23 protein-coding genes and 1 pseudogene are annotated in these 25,634 nt (G+C 69.1%); 15 read left to right on the forward strand and 9 right to left on the reverse strand.

All coding sequences use genetic code 11. The features are described from left to right. The first annotated feature begins 150 nt into the window (after nucleotides 1-150). Both RZ1_RS30450 and RZ1_RS07805 read left to right on the forward strand, forming a co-directional pair. A complete protein-coding gene (locus RZ1_RS30450; protein WP_169917884.1) occupies nucleotides 151-327 on the forward strand; it encodes a hypothetical protein in 177 nt (58 codons plus the stop codon). Between the two features lie 335 nt (nucleotides 328-662). Beyond that, nucleotides 663-982, forward strand: a pseudogene (locus tag RZ1_RS07805) (zinc ribbon domain-containing protein); the annotation flags it as partial. A gap of 45 nt (nucleotides 983-1,027) precedes the next feature. Here RZ1_RS07805 and thiD read toward each other — a convergent pair. Then, nucleotides 1,028-1,819: a bifunctional hydroxymethylpyrimidine kinase/phosphomethylpyrimidine kinase gene (gene thiD, locus RZ1_RS07810; RefSeq protein ID WP_072810991.1), complete on the reverse strand. Its 792-nt coding sequence runs from the start codon at nucleotides 1,817-1,819 to the stop codon at nucleotides 1,028-1,030. Between the two features lie 99 nt (nucleotides 1,820-1,918). Here thiD and RZ1_RS07815 point away from each other — a divergent pair, with 99 nt between their 5' ends. Further along, nucleotides 1,919-3,910, forward strand: coding sequence for a S9 family peptidase (locus RZ1_RS07815; protein WP_072810992.1), 1,992 nt, complete (start codon nucleotides 1,919-1,921; stop codon nucleotides 3,908-3,910). 28 nt (nucleotides 3,911-3,938) lie between these two features. On the opposite strand, the gene RZ1_RS07820 is transcribed toward RZ1_RS07815, so the two are convergent. Beyond that, on the reverse strand, nucleotides 3,939-4,181 hold the full coding sequence (locus RZ1_RS07820) for a hypothetical protein (RefSeq protein WP_138999133.1): 243 nt from the start codon (nucleotides 4,179-4,181) through the stop codon (nucleotides 3,939-3,941). Nucleotides 4,182-4,305: 124 nt separating this feature from the next. Further along, on the reverse strand, nucleotides 4,306-4,746 hold the full coding sequence (locus RZ1_RS07825; RefSeq protein ID WP_072810734.1) for a MarR family winged helix-turn-helix transcriptional regulator: 441 nt from the start codon (nucleotides 4,744-4,746) through the stop codon (nucleotides 4,306-4,308). A 74-nt stretch (nucleotides 4,747-4,820) separates the two neighbouring features. Between RZ1_RS07825 and RZ1_RS07830 the strand changes: the two genes are divergently transcribed. The 11 genes from RZ1_RS07830 (at nucleotide 4,821) to proB (ending at nucleotide 18,009) form a co-directional block, all read left to right on the forward strand. Beyond that, nucleotides 4,821-5,189 (forward strand): cupin domain-containing protein, encoded by a 369-nt coding sequence (locus RZ1_RS07830; RefSeq protein ID WP_072810736.1) that lies wholly within the window; start codon nucleotides 4,821-4,823, stop codon nucleotides 5,187-5,189. A gap of 39 nt (nucleotides 5,190-5,228) precedes the next feature. Beyond that, nucleotides 5,229-5,804, forward strand: a complete 576-nt coding sequence (locus RZ1_RS07835; protein WP_072810737.1) for a hypothetical protein — start codon at nucleotides 5,229-5,231, stop codon at nucleotides 5,802-5,804. 70 nt (nucleotides 5,805-5,874) lie between these two features. Continuing rightward, entirely contained in the window at nucleotides 5,875-8,532 is a 2,658-nt protein-coding gene (locus tag RZ1_RS07840) for a valine--tRNA ligase (RefSeq protein WP_174565176.1), read from the forward strand. After that, on the forward strand, nucleotides 8,529-9,950 hold the full coding sequence (gene folC, locus RZ1_RS07845; protein ID WP_072810740.1) for a bifunctional tetrahydrofolate synthase/dihydrofolate synthase: 1,422 nt from the start codon (nucleotides 8,529-8,531) through the stop codon (nucleotides 9,948-9,950). Before RZ1_RS07840 ends, folC begins: the two co-directional genes overlap by 4 nt. Nucleotides 9,951-10,027: 77 nt before the next feature. Further along, complete coding sequence (locus tag RZ1_RS07850; RefSeq protein WP_083583587.1) at nucleotides 10,028-10,357, forward strand: DUF4233 domain-containing protein; 330 nt, start codon at nucleotides 10,028-10,030, stop codon at nucleotides 10,355-10,357. 18 nt (nucleotides 10,358-10,375) lie between these two features. Then, nucleotides 10,376-10,795, forward strand: coding sequence for a nucleoside-diphosphate kinase (gene ndk, locus RZ1_RS07855; protein WP_072810744.1), 420 nt, complete (start codon nucleotides 10,376-10,378; stop codon nucleotides 10,793-10,795). A 388-nt stretch (nucleotides 10,796-11,183) separates the two neighbouring features. Beyond that, nucleotides 11,184-14,351 (forward strand): translation initiation factor IF-2 N-terminal domain-containing protein, encoded by a 3,168-nt coding sequence (locus RZ1_RS07860; protein WP_072810745.1) that lies wholly within the window; start codon nucleotides 11,184-11,186, stop codon nucleotides 14,349-14,351. Nucleotides 14,352-14,650: 299 nt separating this feature from the next. Further along, nucleotides 14,651-14,962 carry a 50S ribosomal protein L21 gene (gene rplU, locus RZ1_RS07865; protein ID WP_072810747.1) on the forward strand — a complete coding sequence of 104 codons (312 nt, stop codon included), beginning with the start codon at nucleotides 14,651-14,653 and terminating at the stop codon, nucleotides 14,960-14,962. 36 nt (nucleotides 14,963-14,998) lie between these two features. After that, nucleotides 14,999-15,262, forward strand: coding sequence for a 50S ribosomal protein L27 (gene rpmA, locus RZ1_RS07870; protein ID WP_072810748.1), 264 nt, complete (start codon nucleotides 14,999-15,001; stop codon nucleotides 15,260-15,262). Between the two features lie 153 nt (nucleotides 15,263-15,415). Then, the gene (obgE, locus tag RZ1_RS07875) at nucleotides 15,416-16,873 is read left to right on the forward strand and encodes a GTPase ObgE (RefSeq protein ID WP_072810750.1); all 1,458 of its coding nucleotides are present in this window, start codon (nucleotides 15,416-15,418) and stop codon (nucleotides 16,871-16,873) included. 35 nt (nucleotides 16,874-16,908) lie between these two features. Continuing rightward, the gene (gene proB / locus RZ1_RS07880) at nucleotides 16,909-18,009 is read left to right on the forward strand and encodes a glutamate 5-kinase (RefSeq protein WP_072810751.1); all 1,101 of its coding nucleotides are present in this window, start codon (nucleotides 16,909-16,911) and stop codon (nucleotides 18,007-18,009) included. A gap of 22 nt (nucleotides 18,010-18,031) precedes the next feature. Here the strand turns inward: proB and RZ1_RS07885 are convergent, their stop codons facing one another. After that, nucleotides 18,032-18,859: an NAD-dependent protein deacetylase gene (locus RZ1_RS07885; protein ID WP_072810994.1), complete on the reverse strand. Its 828-nt coding sequence runs from the start codon at nucleotides 18,857-18,859 to the stop codon at nucleotides 18,032-18,034. Between the two features lie 72 nt (nucleotides 18,860-18,931). On the opposite strand from RZ1_RS07885, the gene ligD reads away from it, so the two are divergent. Then, nucleotides 18,932-19,894: a non-homologous end-joining DNA ligase gene (ligD, locus tag RZ1_RS07890; protein ID WP_072810753.1), complete on the forward strand. Its 963-nt coding sequence runs from the start codon at nucleotides 18,932-18,934 to the stop codon at nucleotides 19,892-19,894. Here the strand turns inward: ligD and RZ1_RS07895 are convergent. The 5 genes from RZ1_RS07895 to RZ1_RS07915 form a co-directional block, all read right to left on the reverse strand. Then, nucleotides 19,888-20,823: a D-isomer specific 2-hydroxyacid dehydrogenase family protein gene (locus RZ1_RS07895; RefSeq protein ID WP_072810755.1), complete on the reverse strand. Its 936-nt coding sequence runs from the start codon at nucleotides 20,821-20,823 to the stop codon at nucleotides 19,888-19,890. The two genes, ligD and RZ1_RS07895, sit on opposite strands and share 7 nt — an antisense overlap. Before the next feature lie 50 nt (nucleotides 20,824-20,873). Beyond that, the gene (locus RZ1_RS07900) at nucleotides 20,874-21,269 is read right to left on the reverse strand and encodes an ectoine synthase (RefSeq protein WP_072810757.1); all 396 of its coding nucleotides are present in this window, start codon (nucleotides 21,267-21,269) and stop codon (nucleotides 20,874-20,876) included. 55 nt (nucleotides 21,270-21,324) lie between these two features. Beyond that, nucleotides 21,325-22,602: a diaminobutyrate--2-oxoglutarate transaminase gene (gene ectB, locus RZ1_RS07905; RefSeq protein WP_072810759.1), complete on the reverse strand. Its 1,278-nt coding sequence runs from the start codon at nucleotides 22,600-22,602 to the stop codon at nucleotides 21,325-21,327. A gap of 44 nt (nucleotides 22,603-22,646) precedes the next feature. Further along, on the reverse strand, nucleotides 22,647-23,165 hold the full coding sequence (ectA, locus tag RZ1_RS07910; RefSeq protein WP_072810761.1) for a diaminobutyrate acetyltransferase: 519 nt from the start codon (nucleotides 23,163-23,165) through the stop codon (nucleotides 22,647-22,649). Nucleotides 23,166-23,306: 141 nt separating this feature from the next. Then, a complete protein-coding gene (locus RZ1_RS07915; RefSeq protein WP_072810996.1) occupies nucleotides 23,307-25,409 on the reverse strand; it encodes a RecQ family ATP-dependent DNA helicase in 2,103 nt (700 codons plus the stop codon). Nucleotides 25,410-25,634 lie beyond the last annotated feature (225 nt).

The following is a 25,634-nucleotide window of genomic DNA, read 5'->3' on the forward strand; positions in this document are numbered from 1 at the left end:
CGATCATGATACGTGTGGGGCTCGTGGGATCTGTTCTGTTACTGCTCACGACCGGTTCGCGAGATGGCAGTGCGGGTGCAGGAGGGACTGCAGGTCAGTGCTGCCGATTCTGCGGTGTGGCCAGCCAGCAGTACGATCTTGGTTCCATCAGTGTGCAGGCTGCCGAAGCAGGTCGCCTTGCAGGTCGTCGTCGACAAGACGAACGATCTCTTCGGCGCCGAGTTGTTCACCGAGTCACAGCTCCCGGAGTCTGTGCAGGAACTTGCGCAGAGGTTGCTCGACTACCGGGACTTGGTCAACGAGACCATGATGAACTCGAAGAAGTAGGTCATGGAATCGCAGGACTTCCAAGCTGCGGTCACCGAGGCGGTCGTCGACAACCGGCCGGAACGATCACATCCGCCGAGTGGCTGATTCGACGACTACTTGCCGATGTCCTCGATCGGCTCGGAGACTTCCTTCCCGTACGGGGCGTTGAGACCGAGGCTTCGGACGCTCACCTGCTTGCCGTCGACGGTGAGCGAGCCGGGTCAGCGGGGGAACTTCCGCAGGTTGTCCGAGTACCACCCGCGTCCGCCCGCGGATACGAAACCGCCCTTGCGGGCGTCGTCCAATTGCGTGAGGCGTTCGCCTCGCCGACGTTTGGGTGAGTTCTCCCCCCCCAGCTCGACTACCAGACCATCTGGTACGGGTCCGTGCGTGTGTGGGCTGACCGGTGGTACCCAAGTTCGAAGACGTGTTCCGGCTGCGGTTCCGCGAAAGCCAAACCGACCCTGGCAGAACGCCTCTACGTCTGCGACAACAACGACTGCGGGTTGCAGATCGATCGTGATCTCAACGCCGCGGTCAATCTCGCGCGTTTGGCGCGGGCGGAGCAGAGTGCCTGCTTCGATGTGGTGGAGCCGACCGTAAGACGACCGCTCCGGCGGCGCTGGTGGCTGCGAAACCTGAAGGAAGCGCCTCGCCGCAAGGCGAGGCTGCCCGACGGAACAGAGCACGCTCACGTTTGCTCACCAGAAGGCAACGGTTACGCGCCCTGCCACACCGTGTCGAACGGGGTGTTCGCCGACACCCGGCCCTTGATGCCGCGGGTAACGAGGTCCTTCGCGATCCGGACGGCCCGGGCGACGTCGGTGCCCTTCGCGAGTTCGGCGGTGATCGCCGCGGCCAGCGTGCAACCGGCGCCGGAGACGCGCTCGCTGCCGACCTTCGGTGCGGACAGCAGTGTCATCTCGTTGCCGTCGAAGAAAACGTCGACTGCATCCTCGCCGGGCAGCTCCACGCCACCCTTCGCCACGACGTACTGCGGGCCGAGATCGTGGATGCGCTTGGCGGCCTCGGCCAGGTCGTCCACGGACTCGATGGCGTCCATGCCCGACAGCGTTTTCGCTTCGAACAGGTTCGGGGTCACGACCGTCGCGTGCGGCAGCACCTGGGTGCGCAGCGCGTTGTCCGTGTCCAGCGCGGCGCCCGGCTCCTGGCCCTTGCAGATCAGGACCGGATCGAGCACCACATGCCGCCAGGACTGCCGGCCCAGAGCCTCGGCGACCACATCGATCGTCGCGGGCGTGCCGAGCATTCCGATCTTCACGACAGCGAGGTCGTGCGCCGCGGTGGCTGCCTGGATCTGGTCGGCAATCACCTCGGCCGGCACCGGGAAGAACCGGTGCCCCCAATTGTTCTCCGGATCGAACGAGACGATGCAGGTCGTGGTACCCACGCCGTACACACCCAGCTGCTGGAACGTCTTCAGGTCGACCTGCAGGCCGGCGCCCCCGGTCGCTTCCGAACCGGCGATGACGAAGGCGAGGTCGACCACAGCAGTGTTCTCCGTTCGAGGTGGGGTCGTGGACGGCGGCCACGATCGCTCGGCAAACAGGTTAACAACCGGGCGGAAGCCGCCATTAGGGTGACGCCTATGACGGCGTTCGAAGACCTCGACGACTACCTCGCGCTGCCTCGTGTCACCGCGCTCGCGCTGTCCCCGGACGGCACGCGCGCGGTGATCGCGCAGTCCACACTCGACGAGAAGTCCACCGCCTACGTCGGCGCGCTGTGGGAACTCGACCCGGCCGGGCAGCGTCCGGCGCGCAGACTCACCCATGGTGCGAAAGGCGAATCGAACCCGGTGTTCACCGCATCGGGCGACCTGTTGTTCATTGCCTCGCGCGGCGGCGAAGACGATCCGGTCTCGCTGTGGCGGCTGCCCGCCGACGGGGGAGAGGCCGAGCAGATCGCGCAGCGCGCGGGCGGTGTCTCCGCGGTACACACCGCGGCCCGCGCCGACCGGATCGTTGTGACGGCAAATGTGCTGGGCCACAACGACAGTGACGACGAGCGCATCCGTACCGCTCGCAAGGACGCCAAGGTGTCCGCCGTCCTGCACACCGGCTATCCCGTCCGCTACTGGGATGCCGACCTCGGTCCCGACCGTCCGCATCTGATCTCCGTCGGTGCCGACGGGATCCTCGGCGACCTCACGCCCGGCATCCGCGGCTCGCTGCGCAACGCCGCACTCGACGTCGCAGCCGACGGCAGCTTCGCCGTCACCACATGGTCGGTGCCCGGCCCGCTCGCCTCCCGCCGGACAACGCTCGTGCGCGTCGATCTCGAGAGCGGCCTGCGCACCTCCCTCGTCGACGACGAGGGAGGCAACGCCACGTCGCCGCGGATCTCCCCGGACGGCACGCGCCTGGCGTTCCTCCACGAGACCGTCACCACTCCCGAGGACCCGCCGCGAATCACGTTGCGCATCTGCGAACTTGCCACCAAGGAGGCGAGGGGCGCGGCCCTCGGCTGGGACCGCTGGCCCACCTCGCTGGCCTGGCTGCCGGACGGCTCCGGCCTGTTGCTCACCGCCGACGACCACGGCCGCGCCCCGATCTTCGCGCTCACCCTCGGCGACGAGGTGCCCGTCCCGCTCACCACCGACGACGCCGCCTACACCGACGTGACGGTCGCGCCGGACGGCAGGTTCGCGTACGCGCTGCGCGCGTCCTACGAGGCGCCCCCGCATCCCGTGCGGATCGCCCTGACCGGCGACGACCGGGGTACCGTCGCCCCGCTGCGGGCGCCGAGCGAGCTGCCGGAGCTCCCCGGCCGGCTCACCGAGGTGCACGCGACCGCCGCCGACGGCACACCCGTGCGCGGCTGGCTGGCCCAGCCCGCCGCTGCCGCCGCGGATACACCGGTGCCGCTGCTGCTGTGGGTGCACGGCGGCCCGCTGAACTCGTGGAACACCTGGTCGTGGCGGTGGAACCCGTGGCTGCTCGTCGCCCGGGGATACGCGGTGCTGCTGCCCGACCCCGCCCTGTCCACCGGGTACGGACGTGACTTCGTGCAGCGCGGCTGGGGCCGCTGGGGCAAGGAGCCGTTCACCGATCTCATGGCGATCACCGACGCCGCCGAGACGCTGCCCGAGATCGACGCCGAGCGCACCGCCGTGATGGGCGGATCGTTCGGGGGCTACATGGCGAACTGGATCGCCGGGCACACCGACCGGTTCCGCGCGATCGTCACCCACGCGAGCCTGTGGGCGCTCGACCAGTTCGCGCCCACCACCGACGCCGCGTGGTATTGGCAGCGGGAGATGACCCCCGAGATGGCGGTGGAGAACTCGCCCCATCTGTACGTCGACAGCATCGTGACCCCGATGCTGGTCATCCACGGCGACAAGGACTATCGCGTCCCGATCGGGGAAGGGCTGCGCTTGTGGTACGAGCTGCTGTCCGAATCCGGTCTGCCCGCGGACGACGACGGCACCACCGTCCACCGCTTCCTGTACTTCCCGAGCGAGAACCACTGGGTGCTCAGCCCGCAGCACACCGCGATCTGGTACCGGACGGTCGAGGCGTTCCTGTCCGAGCACGTGCTCGGCCGACCGGTCGACCTGCCGGAGCTGCTGGGCTGAGATCGGCCGGCCGCCCCCGGCAGGAAGGTCAGGACTTGATGCCGGTGCGCTGGCCCGCCTTCTTCGCCAGTGCCCCGACTGTTTCCTGGACGTGGGGAACGGTCTCCTTGACGACCTTCGACGCCTCGCTCACCTTGTCCTGCACGCCCGCGTTGTGCCACAGGTCTGCGGACTGACCCATCATCTTCTTGTAGGTGCCTCTACCCGACTTCGAGCCGAGGGCGTACCCGGCCGCGGCCGCGCCCGCCGCCAGCATCAGTGCTCGCATCATCGTGGTCTCCCGTTCGTGTCGACCGGCTTCGGGTTTGCGGGGTACCCGGCCGGAGGCGGTTTCACACGCGGGCCGGGCACCGATACACACGGTCACCACGAAGGACGGTCACCACGAAGGGCGGTCACCACGAAGGGCGGAGGCCTCCCGGTGTGACCACCGTCCGCAGCGCGGTGCCCAGGGCTGCGTAGGTTGCAGGATCGAGCCGGAGCTCCCACTGCGCGACCGCCTCCCGCGCCGCGTCGTCCGCGGCCCGCGTGCACGCCCAGCCCCTGTCCGTCAGGCGAAGCAGGCGGGCCCGCGCGTCGGTGGGGTCCGCTTCACGGGTGACGTAGCCGCGCTCGACGAGCTGGTCGACGAGCTGACCGGCGGCCTGCTTGGTGACACCCAGATGTTCTGCGAGGTCGGATGCGGTGGCGTCGCCCGCGCTGATCCGGGCGAAGGCGAATCCGTGCGATGGCCGCACGTCGGTGAATCCGCGCGCGGCGACACCGTCCTGGATGGCGTCGACCAGTTGCGTCGCCGCGCGCAGCACGAGCGCCGGAAGATCCGGGAAGTCGGTCATCCTCCCATCTTGACAGAAAAGTCAAGTTGATTGACTATATAGTCAAGAACGTTGACTATATGAATGGAGCAGAGATGACGGTTCTCGGAATCACGGACACTGTCCGGTTCGACGCGCACGGCAGCACGTTCGCGTCCTATGTGGCATCACGGAACAGCGAGCAGCTGTGCGCCTGGAAGCTGACGGTGCCGCCGGGGTCGCGCGGCGTCGCCCATCGCCCGAGCCGTGACGAGGTGCTCCTCGTCCTCGACGGACTGCTGCACATCACCATCGACGGAACCCCCAGCCAGGTCGAACCCGGGAACGTCGCGCTGGTGCGGGCGGGCGCCGAGGTGGTCGTCGACGGCGGCCCGCAGGGGGCTGGCGTCTGGGTCACGACCACCCCGGGCCTGACCGCGACCCTGAACGACGGCACGCAGCTCACACCGCCCTGGGCGCAGTGATCGCGACAGGGCGGGGCCGCGCATGCTAAGCACGGTGCCGTGACGACGAATGCGCGCGAACGCGACGCCACCCCCCGCTGGTGGCGGATCGTGGTCGGCGTGGTGCTGCCGATTCTGGTGACCATCGCGTGCGCGGCCCTGCTGCTCGCGGCGCTGCAACCGATCGCGTCGTTCGTCCTCGTGATCATCGCCGGCTACGCCCTCGTCGGTCTCGGTGCGGTCTGGACGGCGCTCGCGGGGGTCCGGCTCTGGCGCTTCCGGCCCGACCGTCGCATCTGGATCGCTCCCACGATCGTCGCCGTGACGGTCACCCTGGCCGTCCTCGGCGTACCCGGACGGATCGGATGGCAACTGTCGAAGGGTGACCTCGCGCGCTACGCCGAGGACTGCCCGGCCACATACGGGGACATGCGCCTCGGCGTGTACGAGGTGTACATGGTGACGCCGCGGCCCGGCGGCTGCCACTTCTACACCGAAGGCGGGCTGTTCGACGCCGTCGGGGTCGCGCACCTGCCCGGCGGCACCGACGACATCGGTGACCCGGTGCAGGAGGGAGATATCGGATACCGGCATCTCGACGGCGACTGGTACCGCTTCACCGAGATCGTTTTCTGATCCCGGACGCGACTGCGCCGACGGGCGGCGGGGGCTGTCCAGGCGATTTGTGCCAGGCCCTTAGGATTACCTGGTGACCAGTGCGCCAGAGAACCCGCAGAATCCCGCCGACGCCCTCCCCAAGAGCTGGGACCCCAGCGCTGTCGAGGCCGATCTCTACCAGGGCTGGGTAGATGCCGGGTACTTCCGTGCCGATCCGACGAGCGACAAGCCCGGCTATTCCATCGTGCTGCCGCCGCCGAATGTCACCGGCAGCCTGCACATGGGCCACGCGCTCGATCACACCCTGATGGACGCGTTGACCCGCCGCAAGCGCATGCAGGGGTTCGAGACGCTGTGGCTGCCCGGCATGGACCACGCCGGCATCGCCACCCAGACCGTCGTCGAGAAGCAGCTCGCGGTGGACGGGAAGGCGAAGGAAGACTTCGGCCGCGAACTGTTCATCGACAAGGTGTGGGACTGGAAGCGCGAGTCCGGCGGCACCATCCAGGGCCAGATGCGCCGCATCGGCGACGGCGTCGACTGGTCCCGCGACCGCTTCACCATGGACGAGGGCCTGTCCCGCGCCGTGCAGACCATCTTCAAGCGGATGTACGACGACGGCCTCATCTACCGCGCCGAGCGCCTCGTGAACTGGTCGCCGGTGCTGCAGACCGCGATCTCCGACATCGAGGTCAAGTTCGAGGAGGTCGAGGGTGAACTCGTCTCTCTGCGCTACGGCTCCCTGAACGACGACGAACCGCACGTTGTCGTCGCGACCACCCGTGTCGAGACGATGCTCGGCGACACCGCCGTCGCGGTGCACCCCGACGACGAGCGGTACAAGCACCTCGTCGGAACCACGATCTACCACCCGATCACCGAGCGGCAGATCCCGGTCATCGCCGACGATTACGTCGACCCCACGTTCGGGACCGGCGCCGTGAAGATCACTCCGGCGCACGATCCCAACGACTTCGAGATGGGTCTGCGGCACAACCTGCCGATGCCCACCATCATGGACAAGGCCGGCAAGATCGCCGACAGCGGAACGCGTTTCGACGGTATGGACCGCTTCGAGGCCCGGGTGAAGATCCGCGAAGCTCTCGCCGAGCAGGGTCGCGTCGTCGCCGAGAAGCGTCCCTACCTGCACAGCGTCGGCCATTCCGAACGCTCCGGTGAGACCATCGAGCCCCGCCTGTCGATGCAGTGGTGGGTCAAGGTCGAATCGCTCGCGAAGGCCGCTGGCGACGCGGTTCGCAACGGCGACATGGTGATTCACCCCGCCAGCCAGGAACCGCGCTGGTTTGCGTGGGTCGACCACATGCACGACTGGTGCATCTCCCGGCAGCTGTGGTGGGGGCATCGCATCCCGATCTGGTACGGCCCCGACGGTCAGGTCGAGTGCTTCGGGCCGGACGAGACCGCCCCCGAGGGCTGGGAGCAGGACCCCGACGTGCTCGACACATGGTTCTCCTCGGGCCTGTGGCCGTTCTCCACGATGGGCTGGCCGGAGAAGACCCCCGAGCTCGAAAAGTTCTATCCCACCAGCGTTCTCGTCACCGGGTACGACATCCTGTTCTTCTGGGTCGCCCGGATGATGATGTTCGGTACCTACGTCTCCGGCGACGAGGGGCTGGGCAAGGTCCCGTTCACCGACCTGTTCCTGCACGGACTGGTCCGGGACCAGTTCGGCAAGAAGATGTCGAAGTCCCGCGGCAACGGCATCGACCCGCTCGACTGGGTGGACCGCTTCGGCGCCGACGCCCTGCGCTTCACCCTCGCGCGCGGTGCGAACCCGGGTAGCGACCTCGCGGTCGGGGAGGACCACGCCCAGTCCTCGCGCAACTTCGCCAACAAGTTGTTCAACGCGACCAAGTTCGCGCTGATGAACGGTGCCGTCGTGGCGGAGCTGCCCGCGCGCGGCGACCTCACCGACGCCGATCGCTGGGTCCTGGACCGGCTCGAGCAGGTTCGCGCGGAGGTCGACGAGGCGTTCGAGAAGTTCGAGTTCTCCAAGGCGTGCGAGGCCCTGTACCACTTCGCGTGGGACGAGGTGTGCGACTGGTACCTCGAGCTCGCCAAGGTGCAGTTCGCCGAGGACGGCGACCGTCCCGCACACACCCGTGCCGTGCTCGGCGCCGTGCTGGATTCGCTGTTGCGCCTGCTGCATCCGGTGATCCCGTTCGTCACCGAGACCCTGTGGAAGGTGCTCACCGGCGGGGCGTCGCTGGTCGTCGCGTCGTGGCCCACGGCGAGCGGGGTGGCAGCCGACTCGGACGCGGCCCGCCGCATCGAGGACATGCAGAAGCTCGTCACCGAGATCCGCCGCTTCCGCAGCGACCAGGGGCTCAAGCCGTCGCAGAAGGTCGCCGCGCGCATCACCGAGATCGACGCCGCCGACCTCGCCTCGCAGATCCCGGCGGTGCGTTCGCTGGCCCGCCTCACCGACCCCGAGGACGATTTCGCCGCGACCGCGTCCGTCGAGGTGCGCCTGTCCCGCGCGACCGTCACGGTCGAGCTCGACACCTCCGGCACCATCGACGTCGCCGCCGAGATCGCGCGCCTGCGCAAGGATCTCGCGGTGGCCGAGAAGGAACTGGCCGGCACATCCGCGAAGCTCGGCAACGAGGCGTTCCTGGCGAAGGCCCCCGCACCGGTGGTCGAGAAGATCACCGCGCGCAAGCAGATCGCCGAGGAGGAGATCGCCCGCTTCACCGCTCGGCTCGCGGAGCTGGGGCAGGCGTGAGCACCGAACGTCCCGGGGAACCGTCCCCGGTGGATCTCGCGGAGCTGGCGCTGGTCGAGGCCGAACTCGACCAGCGCTGGCCCGAGACGAAGATCGAGCCGTCGCTGACCCGGATCGCCGCGCTCATGGACCTGCTCGGGTCCCCGCAGCACAGCTATCCGGTCATCCACGTCGCCGGCACCAACGGCAAGACGTCGGTGACCCGGATGATCGACGCGCTGCTGACCCGCATGCACCGGCGCACGGGCCGCACGACCAGCCCGCACCTGCAGTTGGCGACCGAGCGGATCAGCATCGACGGCGTGCCGGTCTCGCCGCGCACGTACGTCGACACCTACCGCGACATCGAGCCGTATGTGCGGATGATCGACCAGCAGTCCGAGGCGGTGGGCGGTCCCCGGATGAGCAAGTTCGAGGTCACCACCGCGATGGCGTTCGCCGCGTTCGCCGACGCTCCGGTCGACGTTGCGGTCGTCGAGGTCGGTCTCGGCGGCCGCTGGGACGCTACCAACGTCGTGGAGAGCCAGGTCGCGGTGATCACGCCCGTCGGCATCGATCACACCGGCTACCTCGGCGACACCCTCAACGAGATCGCGGCGGAGAAGGCCGGGATCATCAAGCCGGCCCGCCCCGACGACCTGGCGCCGCGCGAGACGGTCGCGATCATCGCGCAGCAGGAACCCGAGGCGATGGAGGTACTGCTGCGCCAGGCGGTCGAGTCCGACGCCGCCGTGGCGCGGCAGGGTTCGGAGTTCACCGTGCTGCAGCGGCAGGTCGCCATCGGCGGCCAGCAACTCGAGCTGCAGGGACTCGGCGGTGTGTACAGCGACATCTTCCTGCCGCTGCACGGCGAGCACCAGGCGTTCAACGCATCGCTGGCGCTCGCCGCGGTCGAAGCGTTCTTCGGTGCCGGACCGGACCGGCAGCTCGACGTCGACGCCGTGCGCGAGGCGTTCGCGTCGGTGGTGAATCCCGGCCGGCTGGAGCGGGTGCGCAGCGCGCCGACGGTGTTCCTCGACGCCGCCCACAACCCGCACGGCGCGCAGGCGCTCGCCGCCGCGTTGGCCGCCGAGTTCGACTTCCGCAAGCTTGTCGGTGTGGTCTCGGTCATGGCCGACAAGGACGTCCGGGGTCTGCTCGAGGCTCTCGAACCGGTGTTCGACGAGATCGTGGTCACCCACAACGGGTCGCCGCGCGCCATGGACGTCGACGACCTCGCTGACCTCGCCGTCGCCCGGTTCGGCGACGAGCGAGTGGTGACGGCCGCGACACTGCCCGACGCGATCGAGACGGCGATCGCGATCGCCGAGGAGGTCGCCGAGCCCGGTGAGGCAGTATCGGGAGCAGGCGTCGTGGTGACCGGATCGGTGGTCACTGCCGGTGCCGCCCGCAGTCTGTTCGGAAAGGACCCCGCGTGAGCAACGAAAACCCGGACGGGCAGGACCCCGAGATCCGGCCCCCGGTGAAGGACCCGTGGAAGGGCTTCCGCGGGGTCATGGCCGGCACCCTGGTGCTCGAGGCGATCGTCGTGCTGCTCGTACTGCCGGTCGTCGCCGCCGTCGGCGGGGGCCTGACCGCGTTCTCCGGTACCTACATCGTCGTGCTGGCCGTGCTGATGTTCCTCGGCGCGGGCGTGCAGGGTCGCTCGTGGGCGATCCCGTTCAACCTGGGTCTGCAGGTGCTGACGCTGCTCGGCTTCCTCATCGACCCGGCGCTCGGGGCCGTGGGCGTACTGTTCTCGGTGGTCTGGGCGTACCTGCTCTACCTGCGCAAAGACATCAAGGAGCGAGAGGCGCGGGGTCTGCTCCCGGGGCAGCGCGACTGAACCTCTACGCTGTTCGGCGTGACTGAACGGACACTGGTACTGATCAAGCCCGACGGCGTCGCACGCCGTCATGTCGGAGAGATCCTCTCGCGTATCGAGCGCAAGGGCCTCAGCATCGTGGCGTTGCAGATGCGCACCGCGACCGAAGAGGTCGCCGGGGCACACTACGCCGAACACGAGGGTAAGCCCTTCTACCCGGGGCTGATCGAGTTCATCACCGGTGGCCCGCTGGTCGCGGCGGTGCTCGAGGGGCCGCGCGCGATCGCGGCATTCCGGCAGCTCGCCGGCGGCACCGACCCGGTCGAGAAGGCCGTTCCCGGCTCGATCCGCGGCGACCTCGGCCTCGACGCGGGAGAGAACCTCGTGCACGGCTCCGACTCGGTCGAATCCGCCGAGCGCGAGATCGCACTGTGGTTCCCGGAGCTCGCGAACGCCTAGTCACTCAACGAGGTGACACGAGTCGACGGCGCCCTTCGGGGCGCCGTTGGCGTATCCCGGCATCCCCATGTGGGATACTGGGCAAGGTTGCTCCGGACGAACGAGTGCGGAACAGCCGACGACATCACGGATCGATGCCCGACATCGCTGTGGCCGAGAAACGCAGGAGACACCTCGCTCGGCGACATGCTGGATGTTCCGGCGCTCGACTCGCGATCAAGCCAGGCATCGCTCGACCGTGCAGTGAAAACGGGCACCGGACGGCCGCGTGATGCGAGACCGGAGATCTCGCGCCAGAGGGCGCGAGCACACAAGCTGCGCCCCCGCGTGGCCGCGTCACATCGCCGACTACGGCGATGGACGCGCCCGGGGGTCTTAGGAGACTTACGTGGCAGATCAAGTGCCGCCGGACAACAATTCCACCGAAGCCGCAGCGGAGCTGCCCGCGAAGATTCGCGTGCACGCCCTCGCCAAGCTGCTCGGATTGACGAGCAAGCAGGTCATCGCGAAGGCGGCCGAGTTCGGCCACGAGTTGCGCAGCGCACACTCGACCCTTCACCGTGACGCTGCCGAACAGATACGGGACGCGCTGGTCGCACCGGTGTCGGCGACCGAGGAGACCGCGCCTGCCGCGCAGCCTGAACCCGAGCCTGCGCCGGAAGCACCCGCCGAGCCCGAAGCCGCGCCGGAAGCACCGGCCGAGCCCGAAGCCGCGCCGGAAGCACCCGCCGAGCCCGAAGCCGCGCCGGAAGCGCCGGCCGAGCCCGAATCACAGGTAGAGGCGGCCCCCGAACCGCAGCTCGCCGGTCCCGGTTCCCTGTTCACCGCTCCCGTGCAGGACACGCCGCTGTTCGACGTTCCGCAGCCGGCGGCCGCGGCCGAACCGGTCTTCGAAGCCCCGCTGTTCCTGCAGCCCGAGCTGGCACCCCCCGCCGAGAGCACCCCGCGTCGTCGCCGCACCCGTCGCGGCGCCGAGATGCCGGCCGAACCGGTCGCCGAGACCGAAGAGACCGAAGAGACCCTCGTCGAGGGAGAGCCCGCCGAGGTCACCGACGAGAGCGACGAGGAACATCCCCGTCGTCGGCGGCGTGGACGTCGTGGCCGCGGTCGCGGTCGCGGTGAGACCGCCGAGGGCGAATCCACCGAGGACACCGAAGCCGGCGAGGCGCCGGCCGAGTCGGAGCCGGCGGCAGAGGCAACCGAGACCCCGGCCGCCGAGAGCGACACGACCGCCGAGGCCGAGGAGGAGTCCGCCGAATCGGAGGAGAGCGCGGCCGAAGACGAGCAGGGTGAGGGCACCTCGCGGCGCCGTCGCCGTCGCCGTCGCCGCAAGGGCAGCGAGACCGCGGACACCGCCGAGGACGATTCCGTCCCCACCGTCATCCACGAGCGTGAACCGCGTAGCAAGACCCGTGCCGTCAAGGACGAGGTCCAGGGCATCAGCGGATCGACGCGACTGGAAGCGAAGCGGCAGCGTCGCCGCGACGGCCGGGAGGCCGGACGCCGGCGCCCGCCGATCCTCACCGAATCCGAGTTCCTCGCCCGCCGCGAATCGGTCGACCGCGTCATGGTCGTGCGGGAGCGGACCGACGGTGCGCACGCCGGCATGACCCAGGTCGCGGTACTCGAGGACGGCATCCTCGTCGAGCACTTCGTGACCAGCGCCAATTCGGCCTCCATGGTGGGCAATGTCTACCTGGGTCGCGTGCAGAACGTGCTCCCCTCAATGGAAGCCGCGTTCATCGACATCGGCCGGGGACGCAACGGCGTCCTGTACGCCGGTGAGGTCAACTGGGACGCCGCGGGTCTCGGCGGCAACTCCCGCAAGATCGAGCAGGCGCTCAAGCCCGGCGACCAGGTCGTCGTGCAGGTCAGCAAGGACCCGGTGGGACACAAGGGTGCCCGCCTGACCACACAGATCAGCCTCGCGGGTCGATTCCTGGTGTACGTGCCGGGCGGTTCGTCGACCGGCATCAGCCGCAAGCTGCCGGACACCGAACGCAAGCGTCTCAAGGAGATCCTGCGTGAGATCGTCCCCGCCGAGGCCGGGGTCATCATCCGCACCGCCGCCGAGGGCGTCAGCGAGGAAGAGCTCTCGCGTGACGTGACCCGGCTGCAGACGCAGTGGGCCGCCGTCGAGGAGCAGGCGGCGAAGGCGAAATCGGAGTCGTCCGGCCAGCCCAAGACGCTGTACGAGGAGCCGGACCTGCTCGTCAAGGTCGTCCGCGACCTGTTCAACGAGGATTTCTCCAAGCTCGTCATCGAGGGCGACAAGTCCTGGCGCACCGTCGAGAACTACATCCGCACCGTGGCATCGGATCTTCTGCCGCGCGTGGAGCAGTACAGCAACTCGGGCAGCGTCGACGTGTTCGGCGCCCACCGCATCGACGAACAGCTCGCCAAGGCCCTCGACCGCAAGGTGTGGCTGCCGTCGGGCGGCACGCTGGTCATCGACCGCACCGAAGCCATGACGGTCGTCGACGTCAACACCGGTAAGTTCACCGGTGCCGGCGGCAACCTCGAGGAGACGGTCACCCGCAACAACCTGGAGGCGGCCGAGGAGATCGTGCGGCAGATGCGGCTGCGCGACATCGGCGGCATGATCGTCGTCGACTTCATCGATATGGTGCTCGAATCGAACCGCGACCTGGTGCTGCGTCGCCTCACCGAGGCGCTCGGACGCGATCGCACCCGTCATCAGGTGTCCGAGGTCACGTCGCTGGGTCTGGTCCAGATGACCCGCAAGCGGCTCGGTACCGGCCTGGTCGAGGCATTCTCGACCACGTGTGAGCACTGCCACGGGCGCGGCCTCATCGTTCATTCCGACCCGATCGAATCGAAGCCGGCCGAGGATTCGGGCCGCTCGAAGAGCGAGGGCAGCGGCTCACGTCGCAAGCGCAGCCGTGATCGCGGGGCCGGCCAGGAGCTGCAGCAGCCACCAGAGCACCAGCCGGCGGCGGAACCCGAGGCTCAGCACCATCCGACACCGGAAGAGGCCGCCGCCCGCCGGGCGCACCCGGTCGCGCTGGCGATGGCCGCCCACCATGCCACCGAGGAAGACGCCGGGCACGTTGCCGAGGCGGACGGCGAGCATGCTGCCGAGGCGGGCGCCGCGCACACGCCGGAACCGGCGGTCGCCGAGGAGTCGGTCGCTGCCGACTCGGCGCCGGTTGCCGGCACGGAGACGACGGCCGAGCCTGTCGCCGGGGCCGTGGTGGACGCGGAGCCGGCCGAGCAGGTCGGGGTGGCCGAAAGCGGGCGGGCAGCGCACGAGCCGGAAACCCGGCAACAGGATGCCCAGCAGCCTGAGCCGCCGCGCCGGCGTCGCGCCCGCCGGGTTTCCCGCGCCGCTGCCGCGCCGACCGGGGACAGCGAAAGCGCCGGCACCGTGTTCGTCATTCCGACGCCTACGGTCGCCGAGGCACCCGCGGCAGCACCCGCACCGGCCGCCGCAGCCGGCGACGGGGACGCCGCGACCGCGGTCGTGGAACGCCGGCCTCGCCGACGCCGCGCCGCCGGCCGGCCCGCGGGTCCGCCGGTCGACGCCGAAGCATGAGGGATCGGTCACCGGCCTGCCGTGTGCGGGCCGGTGACCGGTGTCTGCCGGAGGCCGTGCAGGGTCCGCGGTAGGCGTCGGGGGGTGTCCGACACAGTCGGTGTCGCCGGTTTGACCCTGGCAGTCACCTTCCCGTAATCTTGCACAGTCGCTACTCGCGATACAGCCCAGCTGCGCCTGGATTCCGGGAAACCGAGAAATCGGGCAAGACTGCGGGCTCCGAGTCAGCAACCACACAGACCAGTCGCGCTGCACACCGTGGCGCGAGCACGTTCGAATTAGCAAGGGGTAGCCGTCCGATGGCAACGTACGCGATCGTCAAGACCGGCGGTAAGCAGTACAAGGTCGCTGAGGGCGACCTCGTCAAGGTCGAGAAGATCGAGGGTGAGCCCGGCACGGCTGTCTCGCTTGCTCCGGTCCTCGTCGTCGACGGGTCCGCGCTGACCACCGACGCCGACAAGCTGGCGAAGGTCTCGGTCACCGGTGAGATCGTCGAGCACACCAAGGGCCCGAAGATCCGCATCCACAAGTTCAAGAACAAGACCGGTTACCACAAGCGCCAGGGCCACCGTCAGAAGCTGACGGTCGTCAAGGTCACCGGCATCAAGTAACTCGAACTTCCAGCTTCAACCCCAGGAGGGTTCGTCATGGCACACAAGAAGGGTGCATCCAGCTCCCGTAACGGTCGCGATTCGAACGCGCAGCGACTCGGCGTCAAGCGTTTCGGCGGCCAGGCCGTCAACGCCGGCGAGATCCTCGTGCGTCAGCGTGGCACCCATTTCCACCCCGGTGTGAACGTGGGACGCGGCGGCGACGACACGCTGTTCGCCCTGGCTACCGGCTCGGTCGAGTTCGGTACCAAGCGCGGTCGTAAGACCGTGAACATCGTTCCGGTCGCGGCAGACGCCTGATCTGCCGTCCGATTCGGACTCTGCGAGGTCTTCCTCGCGACATACTCCCAGTAGGGGCGGACCAGGGTCGTATACCCCGGTCCGCCCCTACTGTTTTCGTTTCACCCCGATTTCGAATGTCACCGGTTTTTCCGGACGGAGAGAGGTCCACCCATGTCCCGCTTCATCGACCGGGTGGTGCTGCACGTCAGCGCCGGCAAGGGCGGCAACGGTTGCGCCTCCGTCCATCGAGAGAAGTTCAAGCCGCTGGGCGGCCCCGACGGCGGTAACGGAGGCAACGGCGGCGACGTGATCCTCGAAGTGGATGGCAACGTGCACACGCTGCTCGACTTCCACTTCCATCAGCACGCCAAAGCCACCAACGGGGCACAGGGCGCGGGCAGCAACCGCGACGGCGCCAACGGCGGCGACCTCGTGCTCAAGGTGCCCGACGGCACCGTCGTCCTCGACTCCGACGGCAAGGTGCTCGCCGATCTCATCGGCGTCGGCAACCGGTTCGTCGCGGCGCAGGGCGGCCGCGGTGGTCTCGGCAACGCCGCGCTCGCGTCGAAGGCCCGCAAGGCCCCCGGCTTCGCCCTGCTCGGCGAGGAAGGCGAGGAACGCGACCTCGTCCTCGAACTCAAATCGGTCGCCGACGTGGGCCTCGTCGGATTCCCGTCTGCGGGCAAGTCGTCGCTGGTGTCGGTGCTGTCCGCGGCGAAGCCGAAGATCGCCGACTACCCGTTCACCACGCTGGTGCCGAACCTCGGGGTCGTGCAGTCGGGCGACACCACCTTCACCGTCGCGGACGTACCCGGTCTGATACCGGGCGCGAGCGAAGGCCGCGGCCTGGGCCTGGACTTCCTGCGGCACATCGAACGCTGCGCGGTGCTCGCGCACGTCGTCGACTGTGCGACCCTCGAGCCGGGCCGCGACCCGATCTCCGACATCGACGCCCTCGAAGCGGAACTCTCCGCCTACCAGCCGGCGCTGTCGGGGGACAGCAGCCTCGGTGACCTCGCCGACCGGCCCCGCATCGTCATCCTGAACAAGGCCGACGTGCCCGACGCCGCGGAACTCGCCGAATTCGTCACCCCGGAACTCGAAGCCCGCGGGTGGCCCGTGTTCACCATCTCCGCGGTCAGCCGCGACGGTCTGCGTCCGCTGACGTTCGCGTTGGCCCGGATGGTCGAGGACTACCGGGCCGCGCATCCGGCGGCTGCGCCGAAGCGCCCGGTCATCCGGCCCGTCGCCCGCGACGAATCCGGCTTCAGCGTCATCGCCGACCCGGAGACCCCCGGCGGCTTCATCGTCCGCGGCACCCGGCCGGAACGGTGGGTGCGGCAGACCGCGTTCGACAACGACGAGGCCGTCGGCTACCTCGCCGACCGGCTCGCGCGTCTCGGCGTCGAGGACGAACTGGTCAAGCAGGGCGCCGAACCGGGCTGCTACGTCACCATCGGCGACGTCAGCTTCGAATGGGAACCGCAGACGCAGGCCGGTGTCGACATCGTGCCGACCGGCCGCGGCACCGATGCCCGCCTCGACCAGGTCGACCGCGTCGGCGCATCCGAGCGTCGCCACGCGAAGAAGGTGCGTCGTGGTCTCGCCACCGACGACGACGAGTTCTAGATCGGCGCACACCCGAAAGGCAGGCCAGATCCACCGTGAGCGACACCCGTGAGGTCATCGCTTCAGCACGTCGCGTAGTCGTCAAGATCGGCTCGTCGGCCATCACCAGCGTCGTCGGTGGCCTCGACCGTGACCGCCTCGATCGGCTCGTCGACGCGATCGAGGCCCGCATGCGGGCCGGGTCCGACGTCACGGTCGTGTCCTCCGGCGCGGTCGGGGCCGGTCTCGCCCCGCTCGGGCTGACCAGCCGTCCCCGCGACCTGGCCACCAAGCAGGCCGCGGCCAGCGTCGGCCAGCTTGCGCTCGCCCACGCGTGGGGCACGTCCTTCGCCCGCTACGGACGGACCGTCGGCCAGGTGCTGCTCACCGCCGACGACATCGCCCGCCGCACCCAGCACCGCAACGCGCAGCGCACCCTGGACCGGCTGCGCGCCCTGCACGCCGTTCCGGTCGTCAACGAGAACGACACGGTCGCGACCACGGAACTGCGGTTCGGCGACAACGACCGGCTCGCCGCGCTCGTCTCGCATCTCGTGGGTGCCGACGCGCTGATCCTGCTCTCGGACGTGGACGGTCTCTACGACGGCGATCCCCGCAAAGGCAACGCCACGCTGATCCCCGAGGTCACCAGCCCCGAGGACCTCGACGGGGTGGTCGCCGGATCCGGTGGCGCGCTCGGCACCGGGGGGATGGCATCGAAACTGTCCGCGGCCCGACTGGCGGCCGACTCGGGTGTGCCGGTGCTGCTCACCGCCGCGGCTCGGGCCGATCGGGCACTCACCGCCGCGGATGTCGGCACCGCGTTCTCGGCCCGCCCGAATCGCATGTCCGCCCGCACGTTCTGGGTGCGGCACGCCGCCGACACCCACGGCGAACTGCACCTGGACGCCGGGGCGGTCCGCGCCGTCGTCGAACGCCGGCGGTCGCTGCTGCCCGCGGGCGTCACAGGGATGAGCGGATCGTTCCACGCCGGGGACGTCGTCGGGCTGGTCGGGCCGGACGGTCGGACCGTGGCGCGCGGCGTCGTCGCGTACGACGCGAGCGAACTGGATTTCATGATCGGTTTCTCGACGCAGCAGCTCCCGCCGGATCTGCAGCGGCCCGTGGTGCACGCCGACGACCTGGCGCGCCTCTAGGGTCCCGTTCGGGACTGTCCGTTCAGGACGCGGCCCGTAGCGGTGTCGCGGCCAGGGCGGCGAGGGTTTCCGAACAGCCGGCGTCGACCCGCATGTCCGCGAAGCGGTCGCCGCGGGTCTGCCCGCGGTTGACGATCACGATCGGTTTACCATCCGCGGCGGCCTTCCACACAAAACGCAGCCCGGACTGCACCGCAAGAGAACTGCCCGCCACGAGCAGCGCGTCGGCCTCCTCGACGAGCGCGAAGGCCCGCTCGACGCGGTCGCCGGGCACGAACTCGCCGAAGTACACGATGTCGGGTTTGAGCATGCCACCACACTGCACACAGTCGACGACCCGGAACTCGTCGGTGTTCGCGACCACCGCGTCGGCGTCCGGTGCGACCTCCGAACCCGTTGTCGCCCGGACATGTTCGAGAAATCCGGGGTTGGCCTCGGTGAGGAGTTCGGAGAGGGTGAACCGTGAGATGCGATGGTCGCAGGCCAGGCAGCGCACTTGCGCATAGGTGCCGTGCAGGTCCACGACGCGGCGGCTGCCGGCCTTGGTGTGCAGCAGATCCACGTTCTGGGTGATCACTCCGAGCACCGTGCCGCGGTGCTCGAGTGCGGCGAGCGCGCGATGCCCGTCGTTGGGGCGGGCGGCGTCCATGTGGCGCCAGCCGACGTGATTGCGCGCCCAATAGCGGCGGCGGAACACCGGATCGCCGACGAACTGCTGGAATGTCATCGGGTTACGCGGGGGAGAGGCCGGGCTCCGATAATCCGGGATGCCGGAATCGGTGCTGAGCCCGGCGCCGGTGAGAACCGCGACCCGACGCCCGGCCAGCAGCGAGTGCAATTCGTCGATCACGCCGTCCACGGTAGCGCGACCCGATCCGCGCGTTCCGTCCCGCGCGCCGCCGACAGTGAACACAATGGACCGATGGCACCGACCGGCAAGTCGTCCGACGCCGTCGAACTGGTCGTCGGCGACCGCACCGTGCGCCTGTCCCATCCGGACCGCGTGTACTTTCCGCAGACGGGCGCGACGAAGCTGGACCTGGCCCGCTACTACCTGGCGGTCGGCGACGGCATCGTGCGGGCGCTGCGGGAGCGGCCGTGCATGCTGCACCGCTTCCCGGACGGGCTCGCCGGCGACAAGGTGCACCAGAAGCGGCTGCCGCGCGGCGCTCCCGACTGGGTGCAGACCGTGCAGGTCCACTTCCCGCGCTACGACCGGTACGCCGACGAACTGTGCGTCACCCACCTCGCGGACGTGGTGTGGGCAGTGCAGATGTCCACGGTCGAGTTCCATCCGTGGAACTCGCGCCGTGCGGACGTCGAACGTCCCGACGAGTGGCGCATCGATCTGGATCCGATGCCGCAGTGCGATTTCGGCACCGTGCGGCGTGTCGCGGGTGTCGTGCACGAGGTGCTCGACGAGCTGGGGGCGACCGGGTGGCCGAAGACATCCGGTGGTCAGGGCCTGCACGTGTATGTGCGGATCGACCCGCGGTGGGAGTTCGGGGACGTGCGCCGGGCCGCGCTCGCGTTCGCGCGGGAAGTCGAACGGCGTGTCCCGGAGGACGTCACCACCACGTGGTGGCGCAAGGACCGGGACCCCACGAAGCTGTTCGTCGACTACAACCAGAACGCCCGCGACCACACGATCGCCGCGGCCTACTCGGTCCGCGGGGTTCCGGAGGCGACGGTCTCGACACCGGTCACGTGGGACGAGATCGACCACGTCGACCCTCGCGACCTCACGATCCGCACGGTCCCGGACCGGTTCGCGGAACTGGGCGATCTGCACGCGGGGATCGACGACGCGGTGTTCGCGCTCGATCCGCTGCTGGAGTGGGCGGAACGGGACGAGGCTGCCGGTCTCGCCGAACCGGGTCAGTAACCCGCGCTGGAATCGATGATCGCGGCGAGTTCGGCGCCGGACGCGAAGCGGGTGACATTTTCGACGACATGTTCGGCGAAGGCGGGCACCCGCAGGGCGGGCGGGTTCGAATCGTGCGGGGTGATGATCACGTTCGGCAGCGACCACAGGGGATGGCCGTCCGGGAGGGGTTCGGGATCGGTGACGTCGAGACCTGCACCGGCGATCGCGCCGGTGGAGAGCGCGTCGACGAGCGCGTCGGTGTCCACGAGTGATCCGCGGGCGACGTTGATCACCCATGCCGTGGGCTTCATCGCCGCGAACTGGCGGGCACCGACGAGTCGCACGGTTTTCGCGGTCGCAGGCGCGGCGACCACGAAATGATCTGCGGCGGACCAGAGTTCGTCGATCCGGTCGACGGGGAGGGTTTCGGCGGCGCCCGGTACCGGGCGGCCGGCGCGGGTCACCGCCAGCGACTGCGCGCCGATCCCGGCCAGCATCGGGATCAGGGCCCGGCCGATGCCGCCGGCGCCGATGATGCCGACGACCGCGCCACGCAGCGTGCCGAGCTTGGGGTAGAACTCCGTCGGCGTCCACGACGACGCGGCCAGGTGGGCGGGCAGCGCCCGCACCCCGGCCAGGAGCAGCGCCAGAGCATGCTCGGCGACCGTCGCGGCATAGGCGCCGGCCGCGGAGGTCCAGGTCACCTGCGGATGCGCCTTCACGGTCCCGGCCGCGAACCACTCCTCGACGCCCGCAGCGGGCAACTGCACCCAGCGCACCGACTCGGGCAGCAGTTCCGGAAACCCGGCGGGACCGCCGGTCCACACCAGCGCGTCCGGTTGCTCGTCGAGCCGACACGGCACGCCGCCGCCCCGCACGACCGCCCGGTCGAACAATTCGTCCGGATCGGGGCCGACGGCGATGCGGGGCGGACGCGTGAAGGTCATGGTCTCGACTCTATTCGCGCGCCCGCCCCGGGTCATCTCGTGCCGGGTGCTCAGACGACCTCGACGAGCGGGTAGACGCCGTTCTCGTCGTGGACTTCCCGTCCGGTGACGGGCGGATTGAACACGCACAGCATCCGCATCCGGGTATCCGGCTCGACGCGATGCCGCTCGTGACCGTTCAGCAGGTACATCGTGCCCGGCGCCAGCGGGTACACGCTGCCGGTCTCGAGATCGGTGAGCGTGCCCGTGCCCTCGACGAGCCACACCGCCTCGACGTGGTTCGCGTAGTGGAATTCGTTGACGGTGCCCGCTTCGATGGTCGTTTCGTGGAACGAGAACCCGACGCGGTCACCGCCGAGCACGATGCGCTTGCTGCGCCAGTTCCCGTTCTCGGCCTCGACGTCGCGTTCGGTGCCGGTGATCCCCTCGGTGGTGCGTACGATCATGAAATATCCTCTGCTGTAAAGAGTTGCGCGGAGAAGCCGCGCGGGCGGGACGCGATCAGGCGCAGACCTTCGCGGTGGCCTCGGCGATGATGTTGAGCCCGTACTCGAGTTCGTCGTCGGTGATGGTCAGCGGCGGCAGCAGCTTGACGACCTCGTCGGACGGTCCCGCGGTCTCCGCGAGCAGTCCCTCCTCGAAGGCGAACGCGCACACCTTCTGCGCGTCGCTCGGGTCGTCGAACACCAGGCCCTGGACGAGGCCGCGACCGCGGGTGGACACACCGTCGAACATCGTCGCCAGGTTCATGAACGTCTGACGGATCCGCTCGCCCTTGCGCAGGGTGTCGCGCTCGAGGCGATCGTCGGACCAGTAGTGGTCGAACGCGGCCCGCGCGGTCACGAACGCGGGATTGTTGCCGCGGAACGTGCCGTTGTGCTCACCGGGACCCCACACGTCCAGTTCGCGCCTGAACAGGGTGAGTGCCAGCGGAAGTCCATAGCCGCCGATCGACTTCGACAGGGTCACGATGTCCGGCGTGATGCCCGCGGCCTCGAAGGAGAAGAACGGGCCGGTACGGCCGCAGCCCATCTGCACGTCGTCGACGATGAGCAGGATGCCGCGCTCGGTGCACAGGTCGGCGAGCGCGCGCAGCCACTCCGGGCGTGCGACGTTGACGCCGCCCTCGCCCTGCACGGTCTCCACAATCACCGCGGCCGGCCGGTTCAGACCGCTGCCCGAATCGTCGAGGACGCGCGAGAACCAGTGGAAGTCCTCGGTGGAGCCGTCGAAGTAGCCGTCGAACGGCATCGGGGTCGCGTGGACCAGCGGCACGCCCGCGCCCGCGCGTTTCATCGAGTTGCCCGTCACCGACAGGGCACCGAGAGTCATGCCGTGAAAAGCGTTGGTGAAGTTGATGATCGATTCACGGCCGGTCACCTTGCGGGCCAGTTTCAACGCGGCTTCGACGGTGTTCGTTCCGGTCGGGCCGGGGAACTGCACCTTGTAGTCCAGCCCGCGCGGTTCGAGGATGGTGCGCTCGAACGATTCGAGCAACTCCCGCTTGGCGACGGTGTGCATGTCCAGGCTGTGGGTGATGCCGTCGTTCATGATGTAGTCCACGAGCGCGGTCTTGAGTACCGGGTTGTTGTGCCCGTAGTTCAGGGCACCGGCACCGGCGAAGAAGTCGAGATAGTCCTTGCCGTTCTCGTCGCGCAGCCACGATCCGGATGCCGTTTCGAAAACGGCCGGCCAGGAGCGGCTGTAGCTGCGGACTTCGGATTCGAGAGTCTCGAAAATGCTGGTCCGAGAAATATCAGGCTGTTCCAGGACGGTCATTCTGTGTGCTCCTCCTGTTTTGAATTGTGATCGGGACCGGAATTTCAGTCGCCGATTGTGTAGAGATCTTCGGCCAGGTGTGAATCAGGGAAATCGTCCGGCACGAACAGATCGGTGCGGGTGATATGGGTGTCGCGCTGCTGCGCGAGGGCTGTGAACAACGCGATCGACGCCGTGTTGTCCGGACTGATAGTGGTCTCGAGGCGGGTCACGCCGCAGGGACGGAGCCGGTCCAGGAGCGTGTGGAGCATCCTGACCGCCACACCGCGTCCCCGCTGATCCTCGTCGACGGCGACCTGCCACACGAACAACGTGCCGGGTGACTCGGGCCGGCGGTAACCGGTGACGAACCCGACGGGCCGGTCGAACTCGTCGGCCGCGACGACGGAGGTCGCCGCGTAATCGCGGCACCAGAGCACATATGCGTAACCGGAATTGACGTCGAGCACCTGGGAATCGCGGGCGATCTCCCACATCCGAATTCCGTCTGCGATCCGAGGTGTCCTGAACTGCAATTCGGCCGGTGCGAGGGTCGGGGTACTTCTCTCTGTAACGGGCGTCATAAGTAATGGCAACGTAACAACCCTCCGTGCCGAAATCACGTGCGTCGCCGAAATCGGACTTCGGAACCCCTGATTACACGCAGGTAAGGACACTCGAGTGAGATGGGCCACATCGTGTAGCGATCGGGGTGACCCGCCCGATTATTTCGGGCTCGCCAGCGCGAACGGCAGCACCGCGTCGGCGCCGGCCGCGCGCAGCGTCCGCGCCGCCATCGTCAGCGTCCACCCCGTGTCGGTCACCGCGTCGACCAGCAGCACCGGACCGTGCACCCCCTCGAGGTCCGGTGGGATCCACGCATCGACGAGCGCGGCGATGCGGTAGGCCGAGTTCGCCGCGGTCACCGGAGGCCGTCCCGGCCGGGACCGCAAGGTGCCCAGATCCTGCAGTCGGCCGACGCGGGCCAGGCCCGCCGCCAGCGAGCCGACCAGCAGCGGATGGGACTCCGACTCCACGGCCATCACCGCGGCCGGGCGCTGCGCCCAGTCCCACGCCGCGAGCACCGAGATCGCGGCCCGCATGAGTTCCTCCGGGGCCGCGGCGTCCGGACCGTCCAGCAGCGCCCGCAACCGCGGCCCCCACCCGAGATCCGACAAACGGCCAAGTACCCGTCCGGGTTCGGGTCCGTCGGTGATCCTCCCGGACAGCGACACACCCAGTTTCGCCATTCCCGTCGGCCACTGCTTGCGCGGCGCCAGATCGACACCCGGCCGGTCCAGGCGCGCCACGGTCTGCGCGACACCGGCTTCGTCGACGTCGGTGCTCCAGCGGCTACCGCAGCAGTTGTCGCACCGGCCGCAGCCCTCGGTGGTGGCCGTGAGTTCCGGATCGTCCAGCTGCCGGCGCAGGAACAGCATCCGGCACTCGGTCGTGCGTTCGTACTCGAGCATCGCGGCCTGCTCGGCGGCGCGGGCCTCCTCGAGCCGGGCATAGCGCGGCGCGTCGTAGTGCCACGGCTGCCCGGTCGCGACCCAGCCGCCCTTGACGCGGCGCACCGCGCCGTCGACGTCGAGCACCTTCAGCACCATTTCGAGCCGCGACCTGTTCAGATCGACCAGCGGCTCGATCGCCGGCGTCGACTGCGGACGATCGACGTCGAGCACCCCGATGACCCGTCGCACCAGCGACTCGCTCGGGAACGCGACCGACGCGAACCACTTCCAGATCTGCTGGTCTTCGCGGCCCGGCAGGAGCACGACCTCGGCGCGGTCGGTGGACCGGCCTGCGCGGCCGACCTGCTGGTAGTAGGAGATGGGGGAGGACGGCGCCCCGAGATGCACCACGAAACCGAGATCCGGTTTGTCGAAGCCCATCCCCAGCGCCGACGTGGCCACCAGCGCCTTGACCCGGTTGTTCAGCAGATCCGCCTCGAGCTGCTCGCGTTCGGCGGTGTCCGTCTGCCCGGTGTAGGCGGCGACCGCGTAGCCTCGCTCGGCGAGCAACGCCGCCAGATCCTGCGCCGCCGACACGGTCAGCGCGTAGACGATGCCCGAACCCGGCAGTTCGCCGAGATGCTCGGCCAGCCACGCCGCGCGCCGGGCGGGCTCGACGATCCGGACCACCGACAGATGCAGCGACGGCCGGTCCAGGCCGCCGCGCAGCACGAGCGTCTCCCCGGTGCCCTCGCCGACACCCAGTTGGGCCGCCACATCGGCCACGACCCGGTCGTTCGCGGTCGCGGTCGTGGCCAGTACCGGGATACCTTCACCGAGTTCGGCGACGAGCGTGCGGATCCGCCGGTAGTCCGGGCGGAAGTCGTGGCCCCAGTCGGACACGCAGTGCGCCTCGTCGACGACGACGAGCCCGGCGTCGCGGGCGAGTGCGGGCAGCACCTGGTCGCGGAAATCCGGATTGTTCAACCGTTCCGGGCTCACCAGCAGCACGTCGATGTCGCCGGACGCGATGCGCTCGTGGATCTCGTCCCACTCGGTGACATTGCCGGAGTTGATCGTCGCGGCACGCACCCCGGCGCGTTCGGCGGAATCCACCTGGTTGCGCATGAGCGCCAGCAGCGGCGAGACGATCACCGTCGGGCCGTGCCCGTGCGCCCGCAACAGTTTCGCGGAGATGAAATACACCGCGGACTTGCCCCAGCCGGTGCGCTGCACCACCAGCGCGCGGCGTCGCTGCACGACCAGTGCCTCGATTGCCGTCCACTGGTCCTCGCGCAGGCGCGCGTGCGGGCCGGCGAGTTCTTGCAGCAGTCGTTCGGCCTCGTCGCGCAGATTCGTCGTCGCGGTACTCATGCCGACCATCGTGCCGGAACGGGGTGACACGCAAACGCCGGTCGCCGATTCCGCGGGTGGGTCGACGGGGGCCGCGTCGAGCGTGCCGTCCGGCGCGGCGAACGGTTGCATCGATGCGACGAGCGCGTGGGAAGCCGCGGTCGCGGTGCCGAGGCGCGAGCCCTCCGGGCACCGCCGCGGCACCGAGTGTCAAGCGTCATAAGTTATTGCACGGCACAAGTTTAC

Source organism: Rhodococcus zopfii NBRC 100606 = JCM 9919, assembly GCF_001895025.1.
GTDB classification, from domain to species: Bacteria; Actinomycetota; Actinomycetes; order Mycobacteriales; family Mycobacteriaceae; genus Rhodococcus; species Rhodococcus zopfii.